The sequence below is a fragment of the Vibrio penaeicida genome (assembly GCF_030689305.1).
Classification (GTDB): Bacteria; Pseudomonadota; Gammaproteobacteria; order Enterobacterales; family Vibrionaceae; genus Vibrio; species Vibrio penaeicida_B.
On record NZ_JAUYVM010000002.1, the window covers coordinates 548,079 to 570,519 of the forward strand.

At 42.6% G+C, this 22,441-nt stretch carries 13 protein-coding genes; 10 read left to right on the plus strand and 3 right to left on the minus strand.

The window, feature by feature from the left end:
• Nucleotides 1–19 precede the first annotated feature (19 nt).
• The 3 genes from Q8W40_RS05560 to Q8W40_RS05570 are packed head-to-tail and all read right to left on the minus strand — an operon-like array spanning nucleotide 20 to nucleotide 5,730.
• On the minus strand, nucleotides 20–2,659 hold the full coding sequence (locus Q8W40_RS05560; RefSeq protein WP_305396234.1) for an MlaD family protein: 2,640 nt from the start codon (nucleotides 2,657–2,659) through the stop codon (nucleotides 20–22).
• Entirely contained in the window at nucleotides 2,652–3,893 is a 1,242-nt protein-coding gene (locus Q8W40_RS05565) for a paraquat-inducible protein A (protein ID WP_305396235.1), read from the minus strand. The genes Q8W40_RS05560 and Q8W40_RS05565 overlap by 8 nt, the downstream gene beginning before the upstream one ends.
• Nucleotides 3,894–3,939: 46 nt before the next feature.
• Nucleotides 3,940–5,730, minus strand: a complete 1,791-nt coding sequence (locus Q8W40_RS05570; RefSeq protein ID WP_305396236.1) for an ABC transporter ATP-binding protein — start codon at nucleotides 5,728–5,730, stop codon at nucleotides 3,940–3,942.
• Nucleotides 5,731–5,804: 74 nt separating this feature from the next.
• Between Q8W40_RS05570 and Q8W40_RS05575 the strand changes: the two genes are divergently transcribed.
• The 10 genes from Q8W40_RS05575 to rlmKL all read left to right on the plus strand — a co-directional run bounded on the left by Q8W40_RS05575 (nucleotide 5,805) and on the right by rlmKL (nucleotide 22,438).
• On the plus strand, nucleotides 5,805–6,278 hold the full coding sequence (locus Q8W40_RS05575) for a GAF domain-containing protein (RefSeq protein WP_126609640.1): 474 nt from the start codon (nucleotides 5,805–5,807) through the stop codon (nucleotides 6,276–6,278).
• Between the two features lie 101 nt (nucleotides 6,279–6,379).
• Entirely contained in the window at nucleotides 6,380–7,009 is a 630-nt protein-coding gene (proQ, locus tag Q8W40_RS05580; protein ID WP_101113879.1) for an RNA chaperone ProQ, read from the plus strand.
• A 17-nt stretch (nucleotides 7,010–7,026) separates the two neighbouring features.
• Nucleotides 7,027–9,030 carry a carboxy terminal-processing peptidase gene (gene prc, locus Q8W40_RS05585; protein ID WP_305396237.1) on the plus strand — a complete coding sequence of 668 codons (2,004 nt, stop codon included), beginning with the start codon at nucleotides 7,027–7,029 and terminating at the stop codon, nucleotides 9,028–9,030.
• A 118-nt stretch (nucleotides 9,031–9,148) separates the two neighbouring features.
• Complete coding sequence (locus tag Q8W40_RS05590) at nucleotides 9,149–9,811, plus strand: hypothetical protein (protein WP_305396238.1); 663 nt, start codon at nucleotides 9,149–9,151, stop codon at nucleotides 9,809–9,811.
• A 293-nt stretch (nucleotides 9,812–10,104) separates the two neighbouring features.
• The gene (gene pepN, locus Q8W40_RS05595) at nucleotides 10,105–12,711 is read left to right on the plus strand and encodes an aminopeptidase N (protein ID WP_305396239.1); all 2,607 of its coding nucleotides are present in this window, start codon (nucleotides 10,105–10,107) and stop codon (nucleotides 12,709–12,711) included.
• 58 nt (nucleotides 12,712–12,769) lie between these two features.
• Complete coding sequence (locus Q8W40_RS05600; RefSeq protein ID WP_305396240.1) at nucleotides 12,770–12,988, plus strand: DUF2835 domain-containing protein; 219 nt, start codon at nucleotides 12,770–12,772, stop codon at nucleotides 12,986–12,988.
• A gap of 198 nt (nucleotides 12,989–13,186) precedes the next feature.
• Nucleotides 13,187–18,028, plus strand: a complete 4,842-nt coding sequence (locus tag Q8W40_RS05605) for an NAD-glutamate dehydrogenase (protein WP_305396241.1) — start codon at nucleotides 13,187–13,189, stop codon at nucleotides 18,026–18,028.
• Between the two features lie 45 nt (nucleotides 18,029–18,073).
• Complete coding sequence (pyrD, locus tag Q8W40_RS05610; RefSeq protein WP_101113874.1) at nucleotides 18,074–19,084, plus strand: quinone-dependent dihydroorotate dehydrogenase; 1,011 nt, start codon at nucleotides 18,074–18,076, stop codon at nucleotides 19,082–19,084.
• Nucleotides 19,085–19,242: 158 nt separating this feature from the next.
• On the plus strand, nucleotides 19,243–19,785 hold the full coding sequence (locus tag Q8W40_RS05615; protein ID WP_305396242.1) for a cell division protein ZapC: 543 nt from the start codon (nucleotides 19,243–19,245) through the stop codon (nucleotides 19,783–19,785).
• Between the two features lie 520 nt (nucleotides 19,786–20,305).
• The gene (gene rlmKL / locus Q8W40_RS05620) at nucleotides 20,306–22,438 is read left to right on the plus strand and encodes a bifunctional 23S rRNA (guanine(2069)-N(7))-methyltransferase RlmK/23S rRNA (guanine(2445)-N(2))-methyltransferase RlmL (protein ID WP_305396243.1); all 2,133 of its coding nucleotides are present in this window, start codon (nucleotides 20,306–20,308) and stop codon (nucleotides 22,436–22,438) included.
• The last annotated feature ends 3 nt before the right edge of the window (nucleotides 22,439–22,441 follow it).

The following is a 22,441-nucleotide window of genomic DNA, read 5'->3' on the forward strand; positions in this document are numbered from 1 at the left end:
TAGAGACAATACAGCAATTTTATTTCGGAATTGGAGTGCGCCATTCTAGCCATTCTGGCTGAGCAATTTCATATAAGAAAAACGCCGATTTTTCCTTTGCTAACCCCTCTAATGGGCTACTTTCTGGCGTTGCGAAAGCGATACCGCCTCTGACGATACTGTCTACAGTGCCGGCTTTTATTTTCGCTCCTGTTATCCCGATAGAAACATCCACGCCCGATACATTCCAGAATACGGTGTTTTTTCTCACTAAGTGTTCAAATTGATTGTCTATTTGAATGGTTGTAATGATTCTGTCTGCAAATGCACCCAATGCAACATCAGTTACTCTGCCGACCTCCATATCACGATACAAAAGTGGAGTTCCTACTGAAATAGAGTTTCTGCGCTCACTTTGTAATTGAAATGCCTTACCTTGCAACTGACTGCTTTGTGTGTGTAATTTAAATGCAAATGCTCTTTTGTTTCCGGATGGCTCTACATCAATGTACTTACTTAGTAATGTTTCGATGTTCTTGACACCTTTCAAACCCAGTTCGGGTTGGACCAACCAAAAATGTGTCCCATTCAGAGCGATGTTTTTAACATACTCTGGCAAGATTCGAGCTTTAATCTCAACTTTTTCGTTTTTGAAATCAGGCGTAACAAGCGTTACTTCACCAACAGGCACACCTTGGTATTTAAGCTTCATTCCCTTTGCTACGCCATTTGCGCTCGCGCTGGTTAATGTAATTAGGCGTCCAAATTTTCTCGCATCTTCATAGTTGCTGTATAACTTCCAATGTTGATTCAGTTTGTTTTCCACTCCCGGTAGCGAATCAAATGCTATGCCGCCCTGAATTAAGGTTTTAACAGGCGATGCCGTAATATTGATACCATTCAGGTCCGCATTGACCTCAATGCCAGAGCGATTCCAAAAAACAGTACTCTTATTCATCAAATGTTTGTATTTGTTTTCGACCTTTAAGTGAAGCAAGACTCCACCATTTGTAAGCTTGAAATCGGAAACTTTACCAACTTGAAGATTGCGATAAAGAAGCGGTGCTCCTTTGGAAACGGAAGGCAATGTTTGGCTGAATAGCGTTATGCTTTGAGAGCCGCTCTGATTGAATTCAGCTAGCTGGGCAAGTGACTGGCTAGCAAATAATGTGTATTGTGTTCTGGCTTTCTTACTTCCTTGGCTAGTAAAGCTAATCGAGCCCGTTAATAAACGCTTTGCAGGTGGAACGGAAACACTTAAACCAGAATCGGTCAGTTCTGCTTTAGCGCTTCCGTCGACGAAGAAACGGTTCCTACTTTTAATCAGGTGAGCGTATTGACCGTCTATAAGAGCCGTCATCTGAACTTGATCGTCTAAAAGGCTAATTTTGGTAATGCTACCAACTTGAATACCTCGATAGAGTAGGTGGGTACCAAACTCCAACCCAAATGAATCATCTGAAATAAAGGTGATCTCTATAGAACCCGGGCTTTCAAGTGCCAGTTTTGATTTTCTTATCGCGACAAACTCACGAGATTTTTCACCGCCACCTGGCACCAAGGTTAAGAAATTGCCAGTCACAAGGTTGCCGATGTTTTCTACGCCAGTGAGTGACACTTCTGCTTCTTCAAGTAAAAAGCGTGTTTCAGTTTTTAAGGTATCGGCAAAGCTAGGTTGAATCGAAGCGTATGCGATGATTTTTGTGCGATCCAGAGAAAGCTGAACATCGGTAATCTGACCAATTTCGATGCCTCGATACACTATCGGTGCGCCATTGGTACTTACTTTATTGTCATAAGGAAGTTCGATCTGAATAGGAATACCGCGCCCAGCAGTTTTTAGATCGGGATAAAGTTTGAACTCTGCACCTTCAATCACGGGTCGACCTTCGTCGGGGGAGTCTACTGCTATAGCGCCACCAAGCATCGCACTTAAGCTTTCAACTTTGACATCAACGCCACCAAATCCAACATTAGCGCCAATTCCACTGACATTCCAAAAACGACTTTCGCTGGTTACTAGGTGAGTGTATTCGTCTTCAATGAAAGCGCGAATACTGACCGAGTTACCATCTTCATCTAACTGATAGCCATATACTTCTCCAATAGGGATTTTCTTGTAGACGATCTGAGAGCCGACGGAAATAGCGCCTAAGTCCGATGAGTGCAAAACAATGTTTAATCCTTGATTTGCGAGAAGATCGGTTGGGCTGTTTTCGAGAGCCGTAAAAACTGGTTCGAAGTCATCATCTTCAATGTCACCAGTTCCAGGGTGTATCGCAATATAGTTACCAGAAACAAGGGCATCTAACCCTGAGATACCAGAAAGGCTTGCTGTGGGTTTGATGAGCCAAAACCGAGTCTGCCCGCTTAATAGCTTAGTGGCTTCTGGGTATATATCAGCTTCTACAAAGATGTTGTCTAGTTCTGGAGAAAGCTTGATATCTCGCACCATCCCCACTTCTAAACCTTGATAACGAATTGTTGTTCTACCCGCAATTAAGCCTTGTGCGTCAGAAAAGTAAATTTGAATTCTTTGCCCTGCTTCATTGACGGCCTTTACGACAAGCCACCCAGCCAAGCAGATTGTAATAATGGGTAAGAGCCAAAGAGGAGAGATACCGATGTCTCGTTTAACTCTCGGCGAATGGGCATTTTGATTATTGTCTAAATTACTCATTTACAGTCGCTTTCCGTTCAGGGACATCTTCATTGTCCCAAATTAGCCTAGGATCCAAGCTCTCTGTTGCTAGCATCGTGAGTATCACGACAATAGCAAACGCAACGGCTCCGTATCCTGGTGTAAAATCGAGAATTTGGCCTCTATCGACCAAAGTCATCATGATCGAAATAACGAATAAATCCATCATCGACCATTTTCCAATCCACTTGACAGCGAAGTAGATATTCATTCGCTGTCTCTTATGCATTTTTTGTTTAAACTGGATACTCAGCAGTATGTAGCTGAGCCCAAGAATTTTAATGGCAGGCACAATTATCGACGCCACAAAAATAATGAGTGCGATGCCAGGCATACCCGTTTTTACTAATGATGCCACGCCAGAGAAAATGGTGTCTTCCAATCGCTTTCCGTTAGTCAGCAATATAGAGATCGGGATGACATTCGCTGGCACAATAGCGATGGAAGCAGCGATCAGATACGCCCACGTTTTTTGAATAGAGAATGGTCGCCTATGGTGTAACGGGTTGTCGCAGCGATCGCAGCGAATGGAATCGGGTTGTGATAAATGGCAGCTGTGGCAATGAATTTCTTTCATGGAATAGTTGAAGCTTGTTTCAGGCTCCCATGTTTCCCAGTAGCGCCTAACGCTAACTCGTGAAATGAGCATGAGTGAAAAAAGCTGAAGGAGAATCAACCCTAATAGCCCCCATCCTACAAAAATGTCAGCGTAGTCTTGCAACTTAAAACAGGAGATGCCGATGCTGATTAAGAACACGTCTAGCATCATCCAATGCTTAAGGTGTTGAATGTTCAATAACGAATACTGCAGTGGTTTTAGCCAACGCTTTTTGAGTGAAAGGTGTGCCATCACCACCGACATACAAACAATAAACGGAGCAATGGATGCGCAGAATAAAACCAGTAACCCTAAGCCAATAAACCCCTCTTGCATTAACGTAAAGGTTCCATCCGTTAATGTGGCTGGAATCATTACTCCGAAGAGGCGAATACTGATAAATGGAAAAAAATGCGACGGAATAAAAAGTAGGAGGCAGGCGACTGCTAAAGCCAGATCGCCATTGATTGACCGTTCGCCGCCCCGATAAAGCTGAGTATTGCAGCGAGGGCAGTGCGCACTTTGACCTTTGGGGATAGTGAGCTTATCAACAGGCAATTCGCAGTGTTGACAAAGACGAACTTGGCTCACACTTTGGCTGTGTTCAGTCGTCATTCAATCACCAACGAATCGCATTCTACTGGGTATAAAGGTGACAATGTCACGATCCAGTTTGAACGCTACCATAAAGTGTTTGATAAAGCCCATCTTGTTGAACCAGTTCAACATGTGTCCCCGCTTGTGTGACTTGCCCATCTTCTAAAACATAGATCAGATCGGCCTGTTTTACGGCAGAAAGTCTGTGCGCGACAATTAAGGTTGTTCGACCGGCAAGAAATTGATTCAGCGCTGTATGTAGAGCCGACTCCGTTGCAGTATCGAGTGCCGATGTTGCTTCGTCCAAGATAACAAATTTAGGGTCGCTTAGTACCATTCGTGCGATGGCCAAACGCTGCCTTTGTCCACCAGACAACCGAACACCTTGTCTGCCTATTTGCGTGTCTAGCCCCTCGGTAAGCTGCTCAGTAACATCTTGCAGTTGAGCTACTTCGAGCGCTTTCCAAAGCTGGGCATCGCTATATTCCGTTCCTAACGTGAGATTATGCCTTAAGCTGTCATTAAAAAGTATAGGTTGTTGTAATACAACAGCAATATGTTTACGTATTAGCTCGAAGCCAATGTCTTCAGTTGTATGCCCATTAAAGGTGATTTGTCCCGATTTTGCCCCATAAACACCAATGAGAAGTTGTATTAGGGTCGACTTTCCACCACCACTTGCACCAACAAGTGCCACTTTTTTGCCATTAGGGATATGCAATGAAAGGTTACTGAGCACGGTTTTTTCATCATTATATGAAAACGTGACGTTTTGAATGCCGACATCAACACTTTCATTTAAGGCAAACGGATCAACTTTTCCGCCTGTTCTCGCCTCTTCTTCTAAGTTAAGTAAAGAATTAATTCGCTTGAGTGCCGCTTTTGCGCTGTACCAAGAAAATTGAATGCCTAACAATTCTTGTACGGGGGTGAGCATGAACCACAGGTAACCAAATACCGCGAAGATCTGCCCAATGGTAAGGTCACTGAATAGTACCATCAGCATAGCAACAGCTCTAAAGAGCTCAAACCCAAGCAGAAAGAGTAAAAAGGAGACACGCCCGGCAGCTTCTGATTGCCATGCGTATTTGTCTGCATCTACGCGGATGTCATTTGCTTGTTCTTTAAGTTGTTTAAGAAACACACTTTCTTTATTAGCTGCTCGTAACTGATAGATGCCGTTCAATGTTTCGATAAGTCTATTTTGGAATCTTTCAAAGGATTGGTTTTCACGTTTTTTAAGGTGTTTAACTTTGCTGCCAAGCTTTCTTGAAAAATAAATAACGATCGGATTGACTAATAAAATAAACAACCCTAAACGCCAATCTAACCAAAGCAATATTCCCGCTGTACCAATAACCGTAAGCAAGCTCACTACAAACTTACTTAGAGTGGAACCAATAAATTGGTCAATAGTCTCTATGTCAGTAATAAGGTGTGCATTGATACCACCACTACCACGTGTTTCATACTGTGCAATACTGATTCGACCTAACTTGTCGATCATGATTTCACGCATTTTGCAGGTAATGGTTTTGGACACTAGAGTGAATTGTCGGCTCTGAAGGATATTAAGTGCCTGTGACATACAGCGCATGAGAATAACCAGTACAAGTGTTAGCCCAATATATCCAATGGGGGTCTGCCAGGCTGAAGGTAATAGCTGATTCATGGCATCCAGACCACTTGCGGGTTGGTTCATCAGCACTTCATCAACCATTAATGGCATAAGTAATGGAATGGGTACACTGATTAAAGTTGCGCCTATCGCGATTAAGTTAGCGACCATTAAGCGCTTTTTGTGTTTTTTTGCTTGTGTTAATAACCACGAACGGCTAATAGTGTGTTCACTCATAACGAATTTTTTACAAATGCCAAGTTTTCTTGTTGATGTGGCATTGTACGTACATCTCTCGGAAAAAGAAGAAAATGATTGAAAAGCAGTACCAGACATTAACGAAACAAGCACAAGCAATCATTGGAGATGAGCCGGATTTAATTGCTAACTTATCTAACCTAAGTGCGCTTTTGAATATGGAGCTGAATAAGCTGAATTGGGTAGGTTTTTACTTAATGAAAGATAATGAGTTAGTTCTCGGTCCTTTTCAAGGTAAGCCCGCTTGTATCAGGATTCCAGTGGGGCGCGGGGTGTGTGGAACAGCAGTGGCAACCGATACTGTTCAACGAATCGAAAACGTACATGATTTCGAAGGGCACATTGCTTGTGATGCTGAGAGTAACTCAGAAATTGTCATTCCGTTTCGTATAAACGGAGAGATTGCAGGGGTACTTGATATTGATAGCCCTGAAATCGGTCGATTTGACCAAAATGATGAGAATGGTTTGACCTTCCTGATGAAGGAAGTTGAAAAGCTGCTCAATTCCCACGCGAACAACGATTAATTTACAACTTGGTTGTGGTTTTTCCTAAGCATGTCACTATAATAGCGAAAATATTTATATGAACGCTTTGCGGGTAAAGGCCGCAACAACCAGGAATCCTCATGGAAAACACTGAAAAGTTAAAAAACAGCAAAGAAGTCATTGCATATATTGCTGAATGTTTCCCTAAGTGCTTTACTTTAGAAGGTGAAGCTAAGCCATTAAAAATTGGTATCTTTCAAGATTTGGCAGATCGTCTGAGTGATGATCCAAAAGTAAGTAAAACTCAGTTACGTGCTGCATTAAGACAATATACGTCTTCTTGGCGTTACCTGCATGGCGCAAAACCTGGCGCAATTCGTGTGGATTTAGATGGTAATGAAGCGGGTGCACTTGAAGAAGAGCACATCGAGCATGCCAAAACTGCACTAGCGGAAAGCAAGGCACGAGTTCAGGCTCGTCGCAAAGAAAAAGCTGAAAAAGCACGTGAAGAAGGTAAAGCAAAAGCTAAGGCGAATAAGCCTCAAGCTCGTAAATCGAAACCTAAAGCACAAAAACCTCAGAACAATAAAGCAGCAGCGCCTACGCGTCCGCTAAATGACGATGATATGATCATTGGTAATGCAGTGAACGTAAACATGGGTAAAGGGAATATGGCTGCTACAATTGTAGAAATTAACAAGGATGATGTGCGGGTGCAGCTTAATAACGGTCTGCAAATGGTCGTAAAAGCGGAGCACTTACGCGCTTAAAGGAGAAACTCCTACGCATGAAATGTCGTTCTAAATTGACTATGATCGCTGCCAGCTTGATGCTGGCAGCATCAGCTCAGGCTCTCGAAGCCAAACTTTCCAAAGCCGACTTGCCACTTCTAGCTCCTGAAGTTCAACATACCACAGCGAGCAAACGAGTGACTTCCCGATTGACTCGTTCGCATTATAAGCACTTCAATCTCAATGATGAATTCTCCCAAGCGATGTTTAATCGTTATGTGGAAATGCTGGACTACAACAAGAATATCTTCACCCAGAGTGATATCAATTCGTTTGTTGAATGGTCAGTTCAGCTTGATGATCAGCTGAAGTCTGGCAGCAACAAAATTGCTTTCAAACTCTATAACCTCGCAAATGAAAAACGCTTCGAGCGCTTTTCTTATGCTCTGACCTTGTTAGACGAAGAAATTAAATTCGACGTAGACGAGTCAATGATGGTTGACCGTTCTGATGCAGAATGGCCTAAAAGCCAAAGCGAAGTGAACGAATTATGGCGTAAACGTGTAAAGTATGACGCTCTTAATTTAAAACTCACTGGCAAAGATTGGCCTGAAATTAAGGAAATGCTTGAAAAGCGTTATAACAACGCAATGAAACGCATTTCTCAGACCAAAAGTGAAGATGTTTTCCAGCTTTACATGAATGCTTTCGCTCGAGAAGTGGATCCACACACCAGTTATCTTTCCCCGAGAAATGCGGAACAGTTTCAGTCTGAAATGAACTTGTCTCTAGAAGGGATAGGTGCGGTTCTGCAAATGACAGAAGATTATACCGTGATTCGCTCTTTGGTCGCTGGTGGTCCGGCGTCGAATAGTAAGCAGTTGTCTGAAGGTGACCGAATTATTGGTGTCGCTCAAGATAAAGACGACATGGTTGATGTGATCGGATGGCGATTAGACGACGTTGTTCAGCTTATCAAGGGACCTAAGGGTACTAAGGTTAGGTTGCACATTCTTCCTGAAGCGAAAGGCGCAAAAAGTTACGATGTAACAATTGTGCGCGATAAGATTCGCTTAGAAGATCGAGCAGTTAAGTCTGAGATTCATGAGAAAGATGGAAAGAAAATTGGTGTACTTGAAGTCCCAAGCTTCTATGTTGGTCTTTCGAAAGATACAGATAAGCTGATCGCTGAATTGAAAGAGAAAGAGGTCGATGGAATCGTTGTCGATCTTCGGAATAACGGTGGTGGTGCTTTAACTGAAGCTACAGCGCTTTCAGGGTTGTTCATCAAGAGCGGTCCAATTGTTCAGGTTCGCGACAGCTATGGTCGAATCGAGCAAAATAGCGACACAGGCAACCAGATCAGTTATGAAGGTCCAGTGACTGTTTTGGTAAACCGCTACAGCGCATCAGCCTCAGAAATTTTTGCCGCAGCACTCCAAGATTATGGTCGTGCAGTTATCTTAGGTGAAAACTCGTTCGGTAAGGGTACGGTTCAGCAACACAGAAGTTTGAACCACATATACGACTTGTTCGAAAAAGAACTTGGATACGTGCAATATACGATTCAAAAGTTCTATCGAATCAATGGTGGAAGTACTCAAAATAAAGGCGTGGTGCCAGATATTCCATTCCCGACGGCTATTGACCCAGACGAGACAGGTGAGAGTGTTGAAGATAACGCGCTACCTTGGGATCAAATTAAAAAAGCGGAATATAGCGAACTGGATGACAAGTCTAAGCTCATTACGAACTTGACCTCCCTTCATGATAAACGAATCGCTAAAGATTTAGAGTTTTCATTTATCATTGAGGATATTGCTGAATACAAAGCAGAGAAAGAAGATAACTCTATTTCTTTGAAAGAAGCAGTACGTAATAGCGATCAGGATAAGTCTGAAGACAAGCGATTGAGTCGTATCAATCAACGTCAAAAAGCTCAGGGAGAACCCGTTTTCAAAACTTTGGAAGATGTTCCAAAGGACTACGAAGCCCCCGATGCTTATCTAGATGAAGCCGTTGCAATAACGGTTGATATTGTAAAAAAATCAACCTCTTAAAATAAAAGCGAGCCTAGTGCTCGCTTTTTTAATGACAAAAATTAATGTGATATAGATCTAAAATATTGGGTGTATAGTCAATTCACTCCTAAGCTTAAAGAAAAGCGAGGTGGAAGTGATGAGATTATTCCTACTAATTTTTACCTGTTTTTTGTTTGGTTCGACCCATGCCGAGGTTAAGCAAAAAGCTGAGTTAACGCAATTTAACCACCCGTTCCTACTAGGGGACTGGTACCTGTTTAATCCGGATCCGGATAGCACTTCTGAAGACTTCCTCGCGATAAGGCTCACATTAGAGTCTGACTATGTGTTCACTATCGAAATTCAAAAGAAAGATCATTCCGTGGATTATTGGCAAGGAAACTATGAAGCTGATGAGACAACATTAGTGCTTGGAATGGATACGGAAACACCTCAGGTTTATCACTATAACAATAATCACAACCAGCTCAATTTGAACGGTGTGATCTTTCAAAAAGCCTTACCTACAGCTTTAGTCGGTAGTTGGACTAGTGAGTCACTGGCTGGCGACGATATACTGGCAAGCGATGTCAGCCAGATGGATTTAGTACTTCAAGCCGACTTTGTGTTTTCTTTTCGAGTCGTTTCCGGCAACGGCAACGAAGCAACGCATGAAGGCATCTACATTATAGAAGGGGATCATCTTGTGCTTATGTACAGTGATGGAGAGCAGGATTCACGTTACACTTTGATCGATAATCAGCTCACTCTTGATAGCCAGACATCTGATATGTACGCGGTACTTAATCGTGTAGAGTAGCGATTAAATCGACAGACCCGAACATCAGAGAACTAAACCGGAATAGCATCGTACGCTGTTCCGGTCTCATTTTTTGAGACTCATTATTTTTTGTTATACCACCAATTCACATTGCCATATGATACTTTTGACGAAGTACAAGCTATTGTGCGCTATATTTTCAGTCAAATAATCTGAAATCTTTCCCTGCTAGCTCATTTCTCATATTCAGCAGAAAATCTCATTTTCCGCTCGTAAGCAAATGGCTATATTAGGTAAACGCAACTGGCAGATATATAAAAGGAAATTTCAATATGGCTCAAAGCCCTCAAGCAAAATATCGTAAAGACTATCAGTCTCCTGACTTTACTATCACTCACGTAGACCTGACTTTCGATTTGCACGACACAGCGAGTGTTATAACGGCTGTATCGACAGTGAAAAAACTAAAAGAGAATACAAAGCTGTTTCTTGATGGTGATGAGTTAACTTTGCTTTCTGTAAAAGTTGATGGAGAAGATTGGACTGACTACCAAGAAGTGGAAGGTGGTCTTGAAATTAATGGTCTGACTAAAGATTTTGAGTTGACCATTAAAACAGAGGTTAACCCTTCTACCAACACGGCTTTGGAAGGTCTGTACAAATCGGGAGATGGATTTTGTACCCAATGTGAAGCAGAAGGTTTCCGCCGAATTACCTACTACATGGATCGCCCAGATGTGTTGGCGATTTTTACAACGACTGTTATCGCGGAAGAATCTAAGAATACATTCCTTCTAAGTAACGGTAACCGTGTTGATGAAGGTAAGCTCGAAAACGGCAGACATTGGGCTAAATGGAATGACCCACACCCGAAGCCAGCTTACCTGTTTGCCATTGTTGCTGGTGATTTTGATGTTCTTCGAGACAAATACGTAACGGTCTCAGGTCGTGAGGTCGATCTAGAAATTTATGTCGACAGAGGAAACCTAGACCGCGCACCATTCGCGATGACGTCATTGATTAATTCAATGAAGTGGGACGAAGAAAGATTTGGTCTTGAATATGACCTCGACATTTACATGATTGTTGCCGTTGATTTCTTCAATATGGGTGCGATGGAAAACAAAGGTCTCAACGTATTCAACTCAAAATACGTGTTAGCAAACAATGAAACTGCAACTGATGATGATTACTTAGGTATTGAAGCGGTTATCGGACACGAATACTTCCATAACTGGACGGGTAACCGAGTTACTTGTCGTGATTGGTTCCAACTTAGTTTGAAAGAAGGCCTAACGGTTTTCCGCGATCAAGAGTTCTCATCGGATCTAGGTTCTCGTGCCGTGAATCGAATTAACAACGTGAGAATTATCCGTGGCCCGCAATTTGCTGAAGATGCGAGCCCAATGTCTCATCCAATTCGTCCGGAAAAAGTGATAGAAATGAACAACTTCTACACGTTAACGGTATACGAAAAGGGGAGTGAAGTTATTCGAATGATGCACACACTTCTTGGTGAAGAAAAATTCCAACAAGGTGTGAAGCTTTATTTTGAACGCCATGACGGTACGGCAGCAACTTGTGAAGACTTTGTCTCTGCAATGGAAGACGCTTCTGGTGTCGACTTGAAGCATTTCCGTTTGTGGTACAGCCAGTCTGGTACGCCGACGGTTGAAGCAACCACTGAATTCAATCAAGCCGAAAGCACGTTCTCGCTAACATTGAAACAGCAAACGCCTGCAACATTGGAGCAATCAGAAAAGCAAGCATTGCACATTCCGTTTGATATTGAGTTATATGCGCAGGACGGAAGTGTTATTGAGTTACGCTGTAACTCTAAAGAAATCAGCAATGTTCTTGATTTCACTCAAGATGAGCAAACCTTTGTTTTCGAAAATGTAACTGAACGTCCAGTTATTTCAATGCTGCGTGAGTTTTCGGCGCCCGTTAAATTGAACTATGAATATTCAGATGAAGATTTGAAGTTTTTGATGGTTAACGCTAGAAATGATTTTGCGCGATGGGATGCAGGGCAATTGCTTCTTGCCAAATACATTAAGTTAAACATTACACGTCAGCAAAACGGAGAAAGTTTCGAGCTTCCTGAAGATGTGATTGATGCATTCAGAGGCGTGTTGCTTGATGCTAGCTTGGAACCAGCATTTATTGCCGAAGCTTTAAAAGTTCCAAGTGAAGTGGAAATAGCGGGGTGGTTTAAGCCAGCAGATGTAGATGCTATCCGATTTGTTAGAGAGTCGATCCGTAAAGCATTTGCTTTTGGGCTAGTGGATGAATTAAGCGCTACGTTCCACAGTAACAAGCAAGCTGAGTACGTTGTAGAGCACGATGCCATTGGTAAACGATCTCTAAGAAATGTGTGCTTGTCTTATTTGGCATTGACTGACCAAGGCGATGATATTGTAAAAGTTGTGTATCGAGAAGCGAACAACATGACTGATACTATGGCTGCACTGACTGCGGCAAACACAGCACAACTACCGTGTCGTTCAGAGTTGATGGCAAGCTTTAGCGACAAGTGGAGCCATGATGGTTTAGTTATGGATAAGTGGTTTGCACTTCAAGGCACTAACCCAGCGAGCAATGTGCTCGATACCATTCGTGAAACGATGTCTCACGCTGCATTTGATCTTAAGAATCCAAACCGTACTCGTAACTTAATTGGCACTTTCTTCGGTGGAAACCCAGTAAACTTCCACAACAAAGATGGCAGTGGTTATGCATTTGCCGGTGAGATTTTGATCCAAATGAATGAAAGCAACCCGCAAGTTGCTTCGCGCCTAATAGATCCTCTTCTTAAATACAGAAATTATGATGAAGATCGCCAAGCGATGATGCGTAAAGAGTTGGAAAAATTGTCCAATCTCGACAATCTAGCCAAAGATCTCTATGAAAAAGTAACAAAAGCGTTAGAATCTTAAGTAAGACTGACTAGCGAATGAATATAAGTGGCAGTTTTTACTGCCACTTTTGTTATCCATGAATCAATATTACTTCTCTCTTAATATTACCTATCAAGAATTTCTCAGCCACTACTCAGGAGTGGCAAGTTCAGTAATTGTCTTCACTGACCAAGGTTTAAAAATTCAATTGCCTGCATCTCGTTTCAGACCCTTTCTTAGTCAAATTGGTGTAAAAGGGCGCTTTAGGCTAACAACTGACCAGAATAATAAACTTCTAAAGTTGGAAGTTCTGTGAACTTGTGAGTTTTCAGATGTTTAAATAGGTACCTTAATCACAGATTCAAACTTTTTTCATAATCCTACCCGCAATTCATTTAACCTTTTATCAATATTGCTTTTACAATATAGATAGCCTGTTTTTCTAGTCAGGCTAAGGCATTACCAAGTTGCATTAAGCAACACCCTACAAAAATTCTAAGATTGGAGCGTTAATATGGCCGCGCGAGAAAACGTTGTGCCGGTTCTTCTTGAAAAAGTGTACAAACTGATTCAAGACAAACTCGAGCTTGCCCACCAACCTTTAGTAACAAAACTTGCTAAGCACCTATTTAGTACGATTGGTCAGGAAGACCTAGTACAGAGAAACGAGTCAGATCTCTATGGTGCCGTTGTCAGCTTGTGGCATCACATCAGCGAGAAGCAACCTAAAGAAATTTCGGTAAGAGTATTTAACCCTACGGTAAGCCGACATGGATGGAAGTCTACCCACACGATCGTTGAAATCGTGGTACCTGATAGCCCATTCCTTGTGGACTCGGTAAAGATGGCGCTTGCGCGTCTAGATCTTTCTAGCCACTTAATGCTCCATGGTCCGACGCGAATCGCCCGCGACAAAAATAATAAAACCACAGGCGTAAACGAAAAATCTGGTGACGACCTATCCCTTTTCCATATAGAAGTCGACATGCTGGCAGACAAATCCAAAATGTCGGATTTGAAAAGCGAGCTTGTATCAATTTTGACGGACACAGGGCTGGTTGTTTCTGATTGGAAGCCGATGGCGGCCAAGCTAAAACAAGTGATCAAAGAAATTGAAGATCAACGCGTATCTCTTCCTGTAGAAAAAGAGCGTGTTGATGAAACCATTGCGTTTCTTAAGTGGTTAGGCAATCACAATTTTACCTTTATGGGCTACAAAGAATACGACTTAGTTGCCGTAGAAGGGGATCACGAGCTTCGTCCGACGGAAGAAACTGGTTTAGGCATTCTTTCAGTAGATAGTCGCGTACGTAGTGTAAAACTTTCTGACCTTGCAGATTCTGCGCGCTTGGAAGCCAAAAAACCTTACTTGCTGATTGTGACTAAAGGCAATACTGCTTCACACATTCACCGTCCAGCTTATACCGACTACATCGGTATTAAGAAAATAGGTAAGAACGGCAAAGTGATTGGAGAACACCGTTTCACCGGTCTTTACACTTCGGCTGTTTATAACCAGAGCGTATCGAGTATTCCGCTGATTCGCGATAAAGCGAATCGAATTCTTGAGTCTAGTGGTTACATGAAAGGGGCATACTCTTTCAAAGCACTACACAATATTTTAGAAAATTTCCCACGTGATGAGTTGCTTCAAGCGACAGAGCAAGAGCTACTTCAAGTTGGTTCTGGTGTTGTTCAAATGCAAGACCGAGACATGCTTCGGTTGTTCATTCGTAAAGACCCGTTTGGTCGTTTCTTCAGTTGCATGGTTTATGTAACCAAAGAGCGCTACAACACCCAGCTGCGTCGTCAAACTCAGCGCATACTTGGGGAATACCTCAATTCTGATCAAGAAGTAGAATTCACAACGTTCTTTTCAGAAAGTCCATTGGCGAGAACTCACTACATTGTCCATGTGAAAAACAACAACATTGATGTCGATGTTAAAGAAATAGAGCAAAACCTTATGGAAGTATCTTCGTCTTGGGATGACCGACTACAAGAAGCGATCATTGCTAACAACGGTGAAAGTACGGGTTTGCCTTTATCAAAAGAATACCTTCGTGCTTTCCCTCGTTCATACAAAGAGGCGATGCTGCCAGGTTCTGCGGTTGCCGATATAGAACGATTAGAAGCACTTAAAGATGCTGAAGATCTGGGTATGCTTTTCTATCGCCCTCAAGAAGAGAGCCATGATTCCAAAGCCGTACACTTAAAACTGTACCATCGTGAGCAACCGATTCATCTTTCTGATGTACTCCCTATGTTGGAAAACTTGGGACTGCGTGTTATCGGTGAAGCGCCATACGAAGTTCGAAAATCCAATGGAGTTACGTATTGGATTCTTGATTTCTCAATGTTACTCGGTGCGAGCGTATCGGTTGACTTACGTGAAGCGCGAGATCGTTTCCAACAAGCTTTCGCCGATATTTGGTCGGGTAAGCTAGAGAGTGACGGGTTCAATAGATTGGTTCTTGGTGCAGGCCTATCGGGGCGTGAAATCACGATACTTCGAAGCTATGCGAGATACATGCGTCAAGTCGGTTTCCCATTCAGTCAAAGTTACATTGAAGAAACGCTGTCGCATCACCCTGATATTGCAAAAGGGTTAGTTGATTTATTTGGTAAACGTTTTGATCCTAAATTTAAAGGTGCCAAAAAGAACCAAACAGAGCTGATCAACAAGATCAATGAGCAACTGGATGGAGTTGAAAGCCTCGATGATGATCGTATCATTCGTCGCTACACGGATATGATACTTGCTACGCTCCGCACTAACTATTACCAGCTTGCACAAGATGGTCAGCCGAAACCATGGTTGGCGTTGAAGCTAAAACCCACCGATATTCCAGAAATACCTCAGCCTGTACCAGCGTTTGAGATTTTCGTTTATGCCCCTGACATAGAGGGTGTCCATTTACGTGGTGGTAAAGTGGCTCGTGGTGGTCTTCGTTGGTCAGACCGACAAGAAGATTTCCGTACAGAAATTTTGGGCTTGGTTAAAGCACAGCAGGTCAAGAACACCGTTATTGTTCCAGTTGGTGCTAAAGGCGGCTTTGTTTGTAAGCGTCAACCAAATTTGACCACGCGTGATGAGATCTTTGCGGAAGGTCAACGTTGTTACAAACAATTCATTCGCGCATTGCTCGATGTATCCGACAATATTGTAGAAGGTAATGTCTCTCATCCTGAGAACGTAGTTCGTCATGATGAAGACGATGCGTATTTAGTCGTCGCGGCGGATAAAGGCACAGCAACATTCTCGGATCTTGCAAACTCAGTTGCTGATGAGTACAACTTCTGGCTTGGTGACGCATTTGCTTCTGGTGGTTCTAATGGTTACGACCACAAAGCAATGGGTATTACTGCGAAAGGCGGTTGGGAATCGGTAAAACGTCACTTCCGTGAAATGGGTGTGAACTGTCAAACCACAGACTTTACCTGTATTGCTGTTGGAGATATGGCGGGCGATGTATTTGGTAACGGTATGCTTCTTTCAAAGCATATTCGATTGCAAGCAGCGTTTAACCATTTACACATCTTTATCGATCCAACACCAGATTCGGCGAAAAGCTGGAAAGAACGTGATCGCTTGTTTAAATTGCCACGCTCAAGTTGGGAAGATTATGACAAGAAGTTGATCTCTAAAGGTGGGGGTATTTTCTCCCGTCGTGCTAAGTCGATCGACTTGACGCCAGAGATCCAAAAAATGCTGGGTACACGCAAAAGTTCAATGGCACCCAATGACTTGATCAAAGCGATCTTACATATGGAAGTCGATTTGTTCTGGAATGGTGGTATCGGCACCTACGTTAAAGCTTCAACTGAAACACACACTGATGTTGGTGACCGAGCGAATGATGCATTGCGTATCGACGGCAAAGACATGAGAGCCAAAGTTGTCGGTGAGGGTGGTAACTTGGGTATGACCCAACTTGGTCGTATCGAATACGCTTTGCGTGGCGGTCGAGTGAATACCGATTTTGTTGATAACGTTGGCGGTGTTGATTGTTCAGATAATGAAGTCAACATTAAGATCTTCCTGAACAGCTTAGTCGCTAATGGCGACCTAACGGTTAAACAAAGAAACCTTATCCTAGATAAGATGGAAGATGAAGTTGGCGAAATCGTACTAAAAGACGCCTATTGGCAATCCGAATCTATTTCAGTAAGTGAACAGCAAGGTTCTTCTTTGGTGAAAGAGCAAATCCGCTTTATTCACACAATGGAACGATCGGGGCATTTGGATCGCGCATTAGAATACATTCCGGATGACGAAACTCTACTAGAGCGTGAAAAAATGGGGCAGGCGTTGACCCGTCCTGAACTTTCGGTACTCGTAGCATACGGTAAAATGGTTCTGAAAGAGCAGTTGGTCAGTGATGAAATTTCGAATGATGAGTTTCACGCACAGCAATTGGTCAATTACTTCCCATCAGAGTTACGCCGTAACTATTTGTCACAAATGGATACCCATCCTCTAAGAGCAGAAATTATTGCGACATGTCTTGCAAACCAGATGGTTAACGAGATGGGTTGTAATTTCGTCACTCGAATGCAAGAGGAGACGGGTGCAACCGTTGTTGATATCGCAAATGCTTACTCTGCTGCCCGCGAAATCTTCGAGCTTGGCGGAATAATGAAGCAAGTGAGAAGCTTCGACAATACAGCAACCACGATCGCTCAGTATGATCTTATGTACTCAATTCGTCGTATTTTGCGTCGACTTAGCCGCTGGTTATTAAGAAATCGTTCGAACAAGTCAACAGTTAATGAGCTTGTTGCTCTTTACCACGATGATGTTCAAGCGGTAATGAAAGATCTGGATAACTTATTGGTTAAAGACGAAGTTCAAGAGCACAACGATCTTGCCGATCTGTGGATCGAACAGGGTATTGAGCGTCCTGTCGCAAACTATGTGTCTCGATTGTCGAGTCTGTACTCGGCACTGGATATATCCTCAGTAGCCCGTGATGAAGGCAAATCTGTGAAAGAAGCGGCTAAGATGTACTTCACATTAGGTGATCGTCTGTCTTTGCATTGGTTCCTCAAACAAATCAATAATCAAGCGGTAGAAAACAACTGGCAAGCCCTTGCGAGAGCATCTTTCAGAGAAGATCTTGATTGGCAGCAGAGATTGTTAACTGCGCAAGTTCTCCATTGCGATTGCAGTGAAGGTAAGGTCAATGTGGATAAAGCACTGGATGAGTGGATTGAGAATAATGGATCGTCTTTGGTTCGTTGGGAGAACATTCTTAACGAGTTTAAAGTGGGTTCGGTCCATGAATTTGCTAAATTTTCCGTCGCTCTGAGAGAATTAACGTTATTAAATTTGAATTGTGCTTCAAATGAGTAAATAATACAGCCCCGTTTAACGGGGCTTTTTTCTTTCGGAGGCACAATGCTTTACCGTCTAGCCAGAACTGGCTTTTTTCAACTCGATGCCGAAAAGGCACACGAGCTCGCAATAGATAATTTCAAACGCTTCAACGGCACTCCTCTTGATCTCTTCTATCGACAGCAACTTCCTCACCGACCAGTAGAATGCATGGGTCTTACGTTTAAAAATCCAGTTGGCTTAGCGGCTGGCTTAGATAAGAACGGAGAATGTATCGATGCGTTTGGTGCGATGGGTTTTGGTTTTGTAGAAGTAGGGACTGTTACACCCAAACCTCAACCAGGTAATGACAAACCTCGTTTGTTCCGTTTGGTTGAAGCCGAGGGCATTATCAACCGTATGGGCTTTAACAATCTTGGTGTGGATCATCTTGTCGAAAACGTAAAAAAATCAACTTATGATGGCGTCCTTGGAATCAACATCGGCAAGAACAAAGACACCCCAATTGAAAAGGGAAGTGAAGACTACCTGATCTGCATGGAAAAAGTGTATCAGTATGCCGGTTACATTGCGGTAAACATTTCTTCTCCAAACACGCCGGGACTTCGCTCACTTCAGTATGGCGAAGCGCTTGATGAATTATTGTCTGACTTGAAAGCCAAACAAGCAGAACTTGAAACTGAACACGGAAAATACGTTCCACTTGCATTGAAAATTGCTCCTGACCTCAGTGACGATGAAATCGTTCAGATTTGTGAATCACTCATCAAGAATAAAATTGATGGCGTAATTGCAACTAATACAACGTTAGACCGTTCGATTGTTGAAGGAATGAAAAACGCAAACGAAGCGGGTGGGTTAAGTGGGCGACCAGTACAATCGAGAAGTACTGAAGTCGTTCGCAAACTTCACGAAGAGCTAGGCGACAAACTTCCTATCATTGGAGTGGGTGGTGTTGATTCCTATGTTGCTGCAAAAGAAAAAATGCTTGCAGGCGCTAAGTTGGTTCAAGTCTATTCAGGTTTTATCTACAAAGGTCCTGGTTTAGTCAGAGATATTGTGAAAAACCTATAAATTTTCTTCTGAAAATCACATCATATTCACAAAAACAAAAGGGGATTTTTCCCCTTTTTTTTTGTCGATCGCTTTGTAGAATAAATGAGTAAATGGATTTTAGTTCAGTGACTTGAATTCTAAATTACTGATCACTATGAAGATTGAAGAGACGGAACATGTTGAAACCAAGCGACAACTGGAAGTGGTACTTTGATAAAAAAGTAAGCGCCCTGGTATTAGGGCTTGATGACGGCATGGCTTTTAAAGTAGAGATTCCCCAAAAGTTTTTAGTGGACTGCGCATTCAGAGACAGTGAATTTTCTGTTGATGACGCTTCAGTATTCCAGCAATTTAAGGAATCCGTACAAACTCTTCCTCTAACAGAGCCTAGGCAGGCTCAGTTGGTTCTGAATTGTGTCGCAACGCACCGCTACCATAAGCCTGTGCAACCTAAAAGCTGGTTTTTCGACTATCAAGGAGAAGGGCATAACCCTTCGCAAGGCGAATTAGTTTATTTAAAAAATGAATTAAATAGCGGTCTTTTTGTTGTTGTAGAAGTTTGCGACAACGCCAGCGTATGCGCTTCAGTAGAATTAGATGGATTCCAACTTACTGCATCGAAATCTCTCAGTTTTTGTCAGTCTGTCAAAGTTATGCATGATCGCATAGCAAAGGCAGAAGCATTTGACAACTATGCGCCGATAGCTCTGGTAGGCTAAAACGCGTTTTTACATCCCTAATGAAATCGTTCCTTCGAGCTGTTGGCATTGCCAATGGCTCTTTTTTTGTCTTCATTTCGCGCAATTTCTCTTGTCTCAGCCAGCCTCTAATACACCGAATCCGGTCCTAGCCGATATCAGTTGTGAGAAATTTGAACACCGTCAAATAAAAGTTTTCTCTATTTATGCTTACGTTTATACCTAAATTCCCGTTTATAAGGTGAAAAAATTCCTGTTTTAGCCCGAAATGTACCTTAATTACATCAATAAATCCGATCTGGTATATACCAAAATTGGCGAGAATAAGTATGCACTATCCCTGTGTTCCCTTTAAAAGCGTCAGTTTTATTGTCACTAAGTACTTACTGACTAAAACAGGAGTAATTTCTTTAAAGGCGCGAGTAAATTGTTTGAAAAATGTGCACTTAGATTGCTAAGACTAATTTTTGGAAAGATTGAGTTCGGTTTGTGCTTCTTGCTCAGGTATAATCGAGCTCATTTTTGTTACCAAAAGACCAGTATGAATCAGTATTTAGCCGTCACTTCCAACGGGCTTGAAAACCTACTTGCAGATGAATTGAAAAATTTGGGGATTGAAGATCCAAAACCAGTTCAAGCAGGGGTAAAATTTAAAGCGACCAACACGCAAATCTACAGAGTATGTTTGTGGAGTAGGTTGGCATCACGTTTCGTTCGTATTCTTTCTGAATTCAATTGTCAGGATGATATGGACTTGTACTTGTCGGTTGCAGCGATTAACTGGTCATCGCACTTCGATAGCAACAAAACTTTTGTGGTGGACTTCAACGGTACAAACCGAGAAATTCGTAATAGCCAATACGGTGCTTTAAAAGTAAAAGATGGCATCGTTGACTCTTTTAACAAAAAGAATCTCTCTAGACCGTCGATCCAAAAAGATCATCCAGATCTGCGTGTGCATGTTCGTCTATTTAAAGACAATGCATTGGTCGGCTTTGATATGGTTGGTTCTGGGCTGCATCATCGTGGTTATCGAACTGAGGCCGGTAGAGCACCACTTCGCGAGACACTTGCTGCAGCCATTATTTCGCGTAGTGGCTGGCAGCAAGGGAATAACTTGTTAGATCCTATGTGTGGCTCCGGTACGTTGTTGATTGAAGCAGCAATGATGGCGGCTAACATGGCTCCTGGCGTGAATCGCAAATATTGGTGTTTTGAATCACTTTCTGATTTTGAGCCTGAGAAATGGGCAGAGATTAAATCTGAAGCCAATGTGCAAGCGCGTAGGGGTGTTAAAAAGGTTGAATCGAAGTTCTTTGGGTTTGATAACGACGCACGTGTTCTAAAAACGGCGCGTGAAAACGCCAAACGAGCAGGTGTGGAGTCACTGATTCTCTTTGCAAAAGAGGATGCCGCGCAGGTTAAACGCCCTAAAGAGTTTGATGGTGGTGTTATCGTATCAAACCCGCCTTATGGTGAGCGCTTGGGAACACAGCCTGGTCTCATTGCCTTATACACTGCTTTTGGAGCGCAATTAAAAACAGAATTTGGCGGTTGCCAAGCTTCTATTTTCTCTTCATCTGATGAATTGCTTGCCTGTTTGCGTATGCGTGCTGAGAAACAGTTCAAACTGGCGAATGGTGCGTTACAATGTCACCAAAAGAACTATAGTATCAGTGAAAGAAATGCTACTTCATCTGAGTCCAGCCAAGAAACGAAGCAAGAAACCTTGGTTGCCCCTGATTTTGCGAATCGCCTAAAGAAAAACTTAACAAAACTGAGTAAGTGGGCGAGAAAAGAGAAATTAGATTGTTATCGTGTATACGATGCGGACTTACCTGAATACAACGCGGCGATTGATATTTACCAAGACCATATCGTAATTCAAGAATATGCGGCGCCTAAAAATATACCGGAAGAAAAAACCAAACGCAGATTAACCGATATTATCCGCGCGACTATTCAAGTAACAGGTGTAGAAGCGAACAATGTCGTACTTAAAGTAAGAGAGAAGAAAAAGGGAAGTAGCCAGTATCAAAAACTCAGTCAAAACTCTGAGTTTATGCAGGTAACGGAATACGGTGTGGATCTTTTAGTTAATCTCCACGATTACCTCGATACCGGTTTATTCCTTGATCACAAGCTAACGCGTCGTAAGCTTGGCCAACTAGCTGGTGGTAAAGACTTCCTAAACCTATTTGCTTACACAGGTTCTGCGACGGTACATGCAGCTTGCGGTGGCGCCAAATCTACAACCACAGTAGATATGTCCAAAACTTACCTAGAGTGGGCTCAAGAAAACTTAGCCATAAACGGCATTTCTGGGAGCGAGCATCAGTTCGTTCAAGCCGATTGCCTTCAATGGTTAGAGCAAGCAGATGGTGAGTTCGATCTTATTTTTATTGATCCCCCGACGTTTTCAAACTCTAAACGCATGGAACAGTCGTTCGATATACAACGCGATCACATTCAGTTAATGAAAAATTTAAAGCGGCTGTTACGCGGTAACGGCACAATTGTCTTTTCAAACAATAAACGTCATTTCAAAATGGATTTGGACGCGCTCGCGGAGCTTGGGTTGAAAGCTGAGAACATTTCATCACAGACGTTACCTCAAGATTTCTCGCGTAATAAGCATATCCACAATTGCTGGATCGTCACTCATCAAGGATAAGGT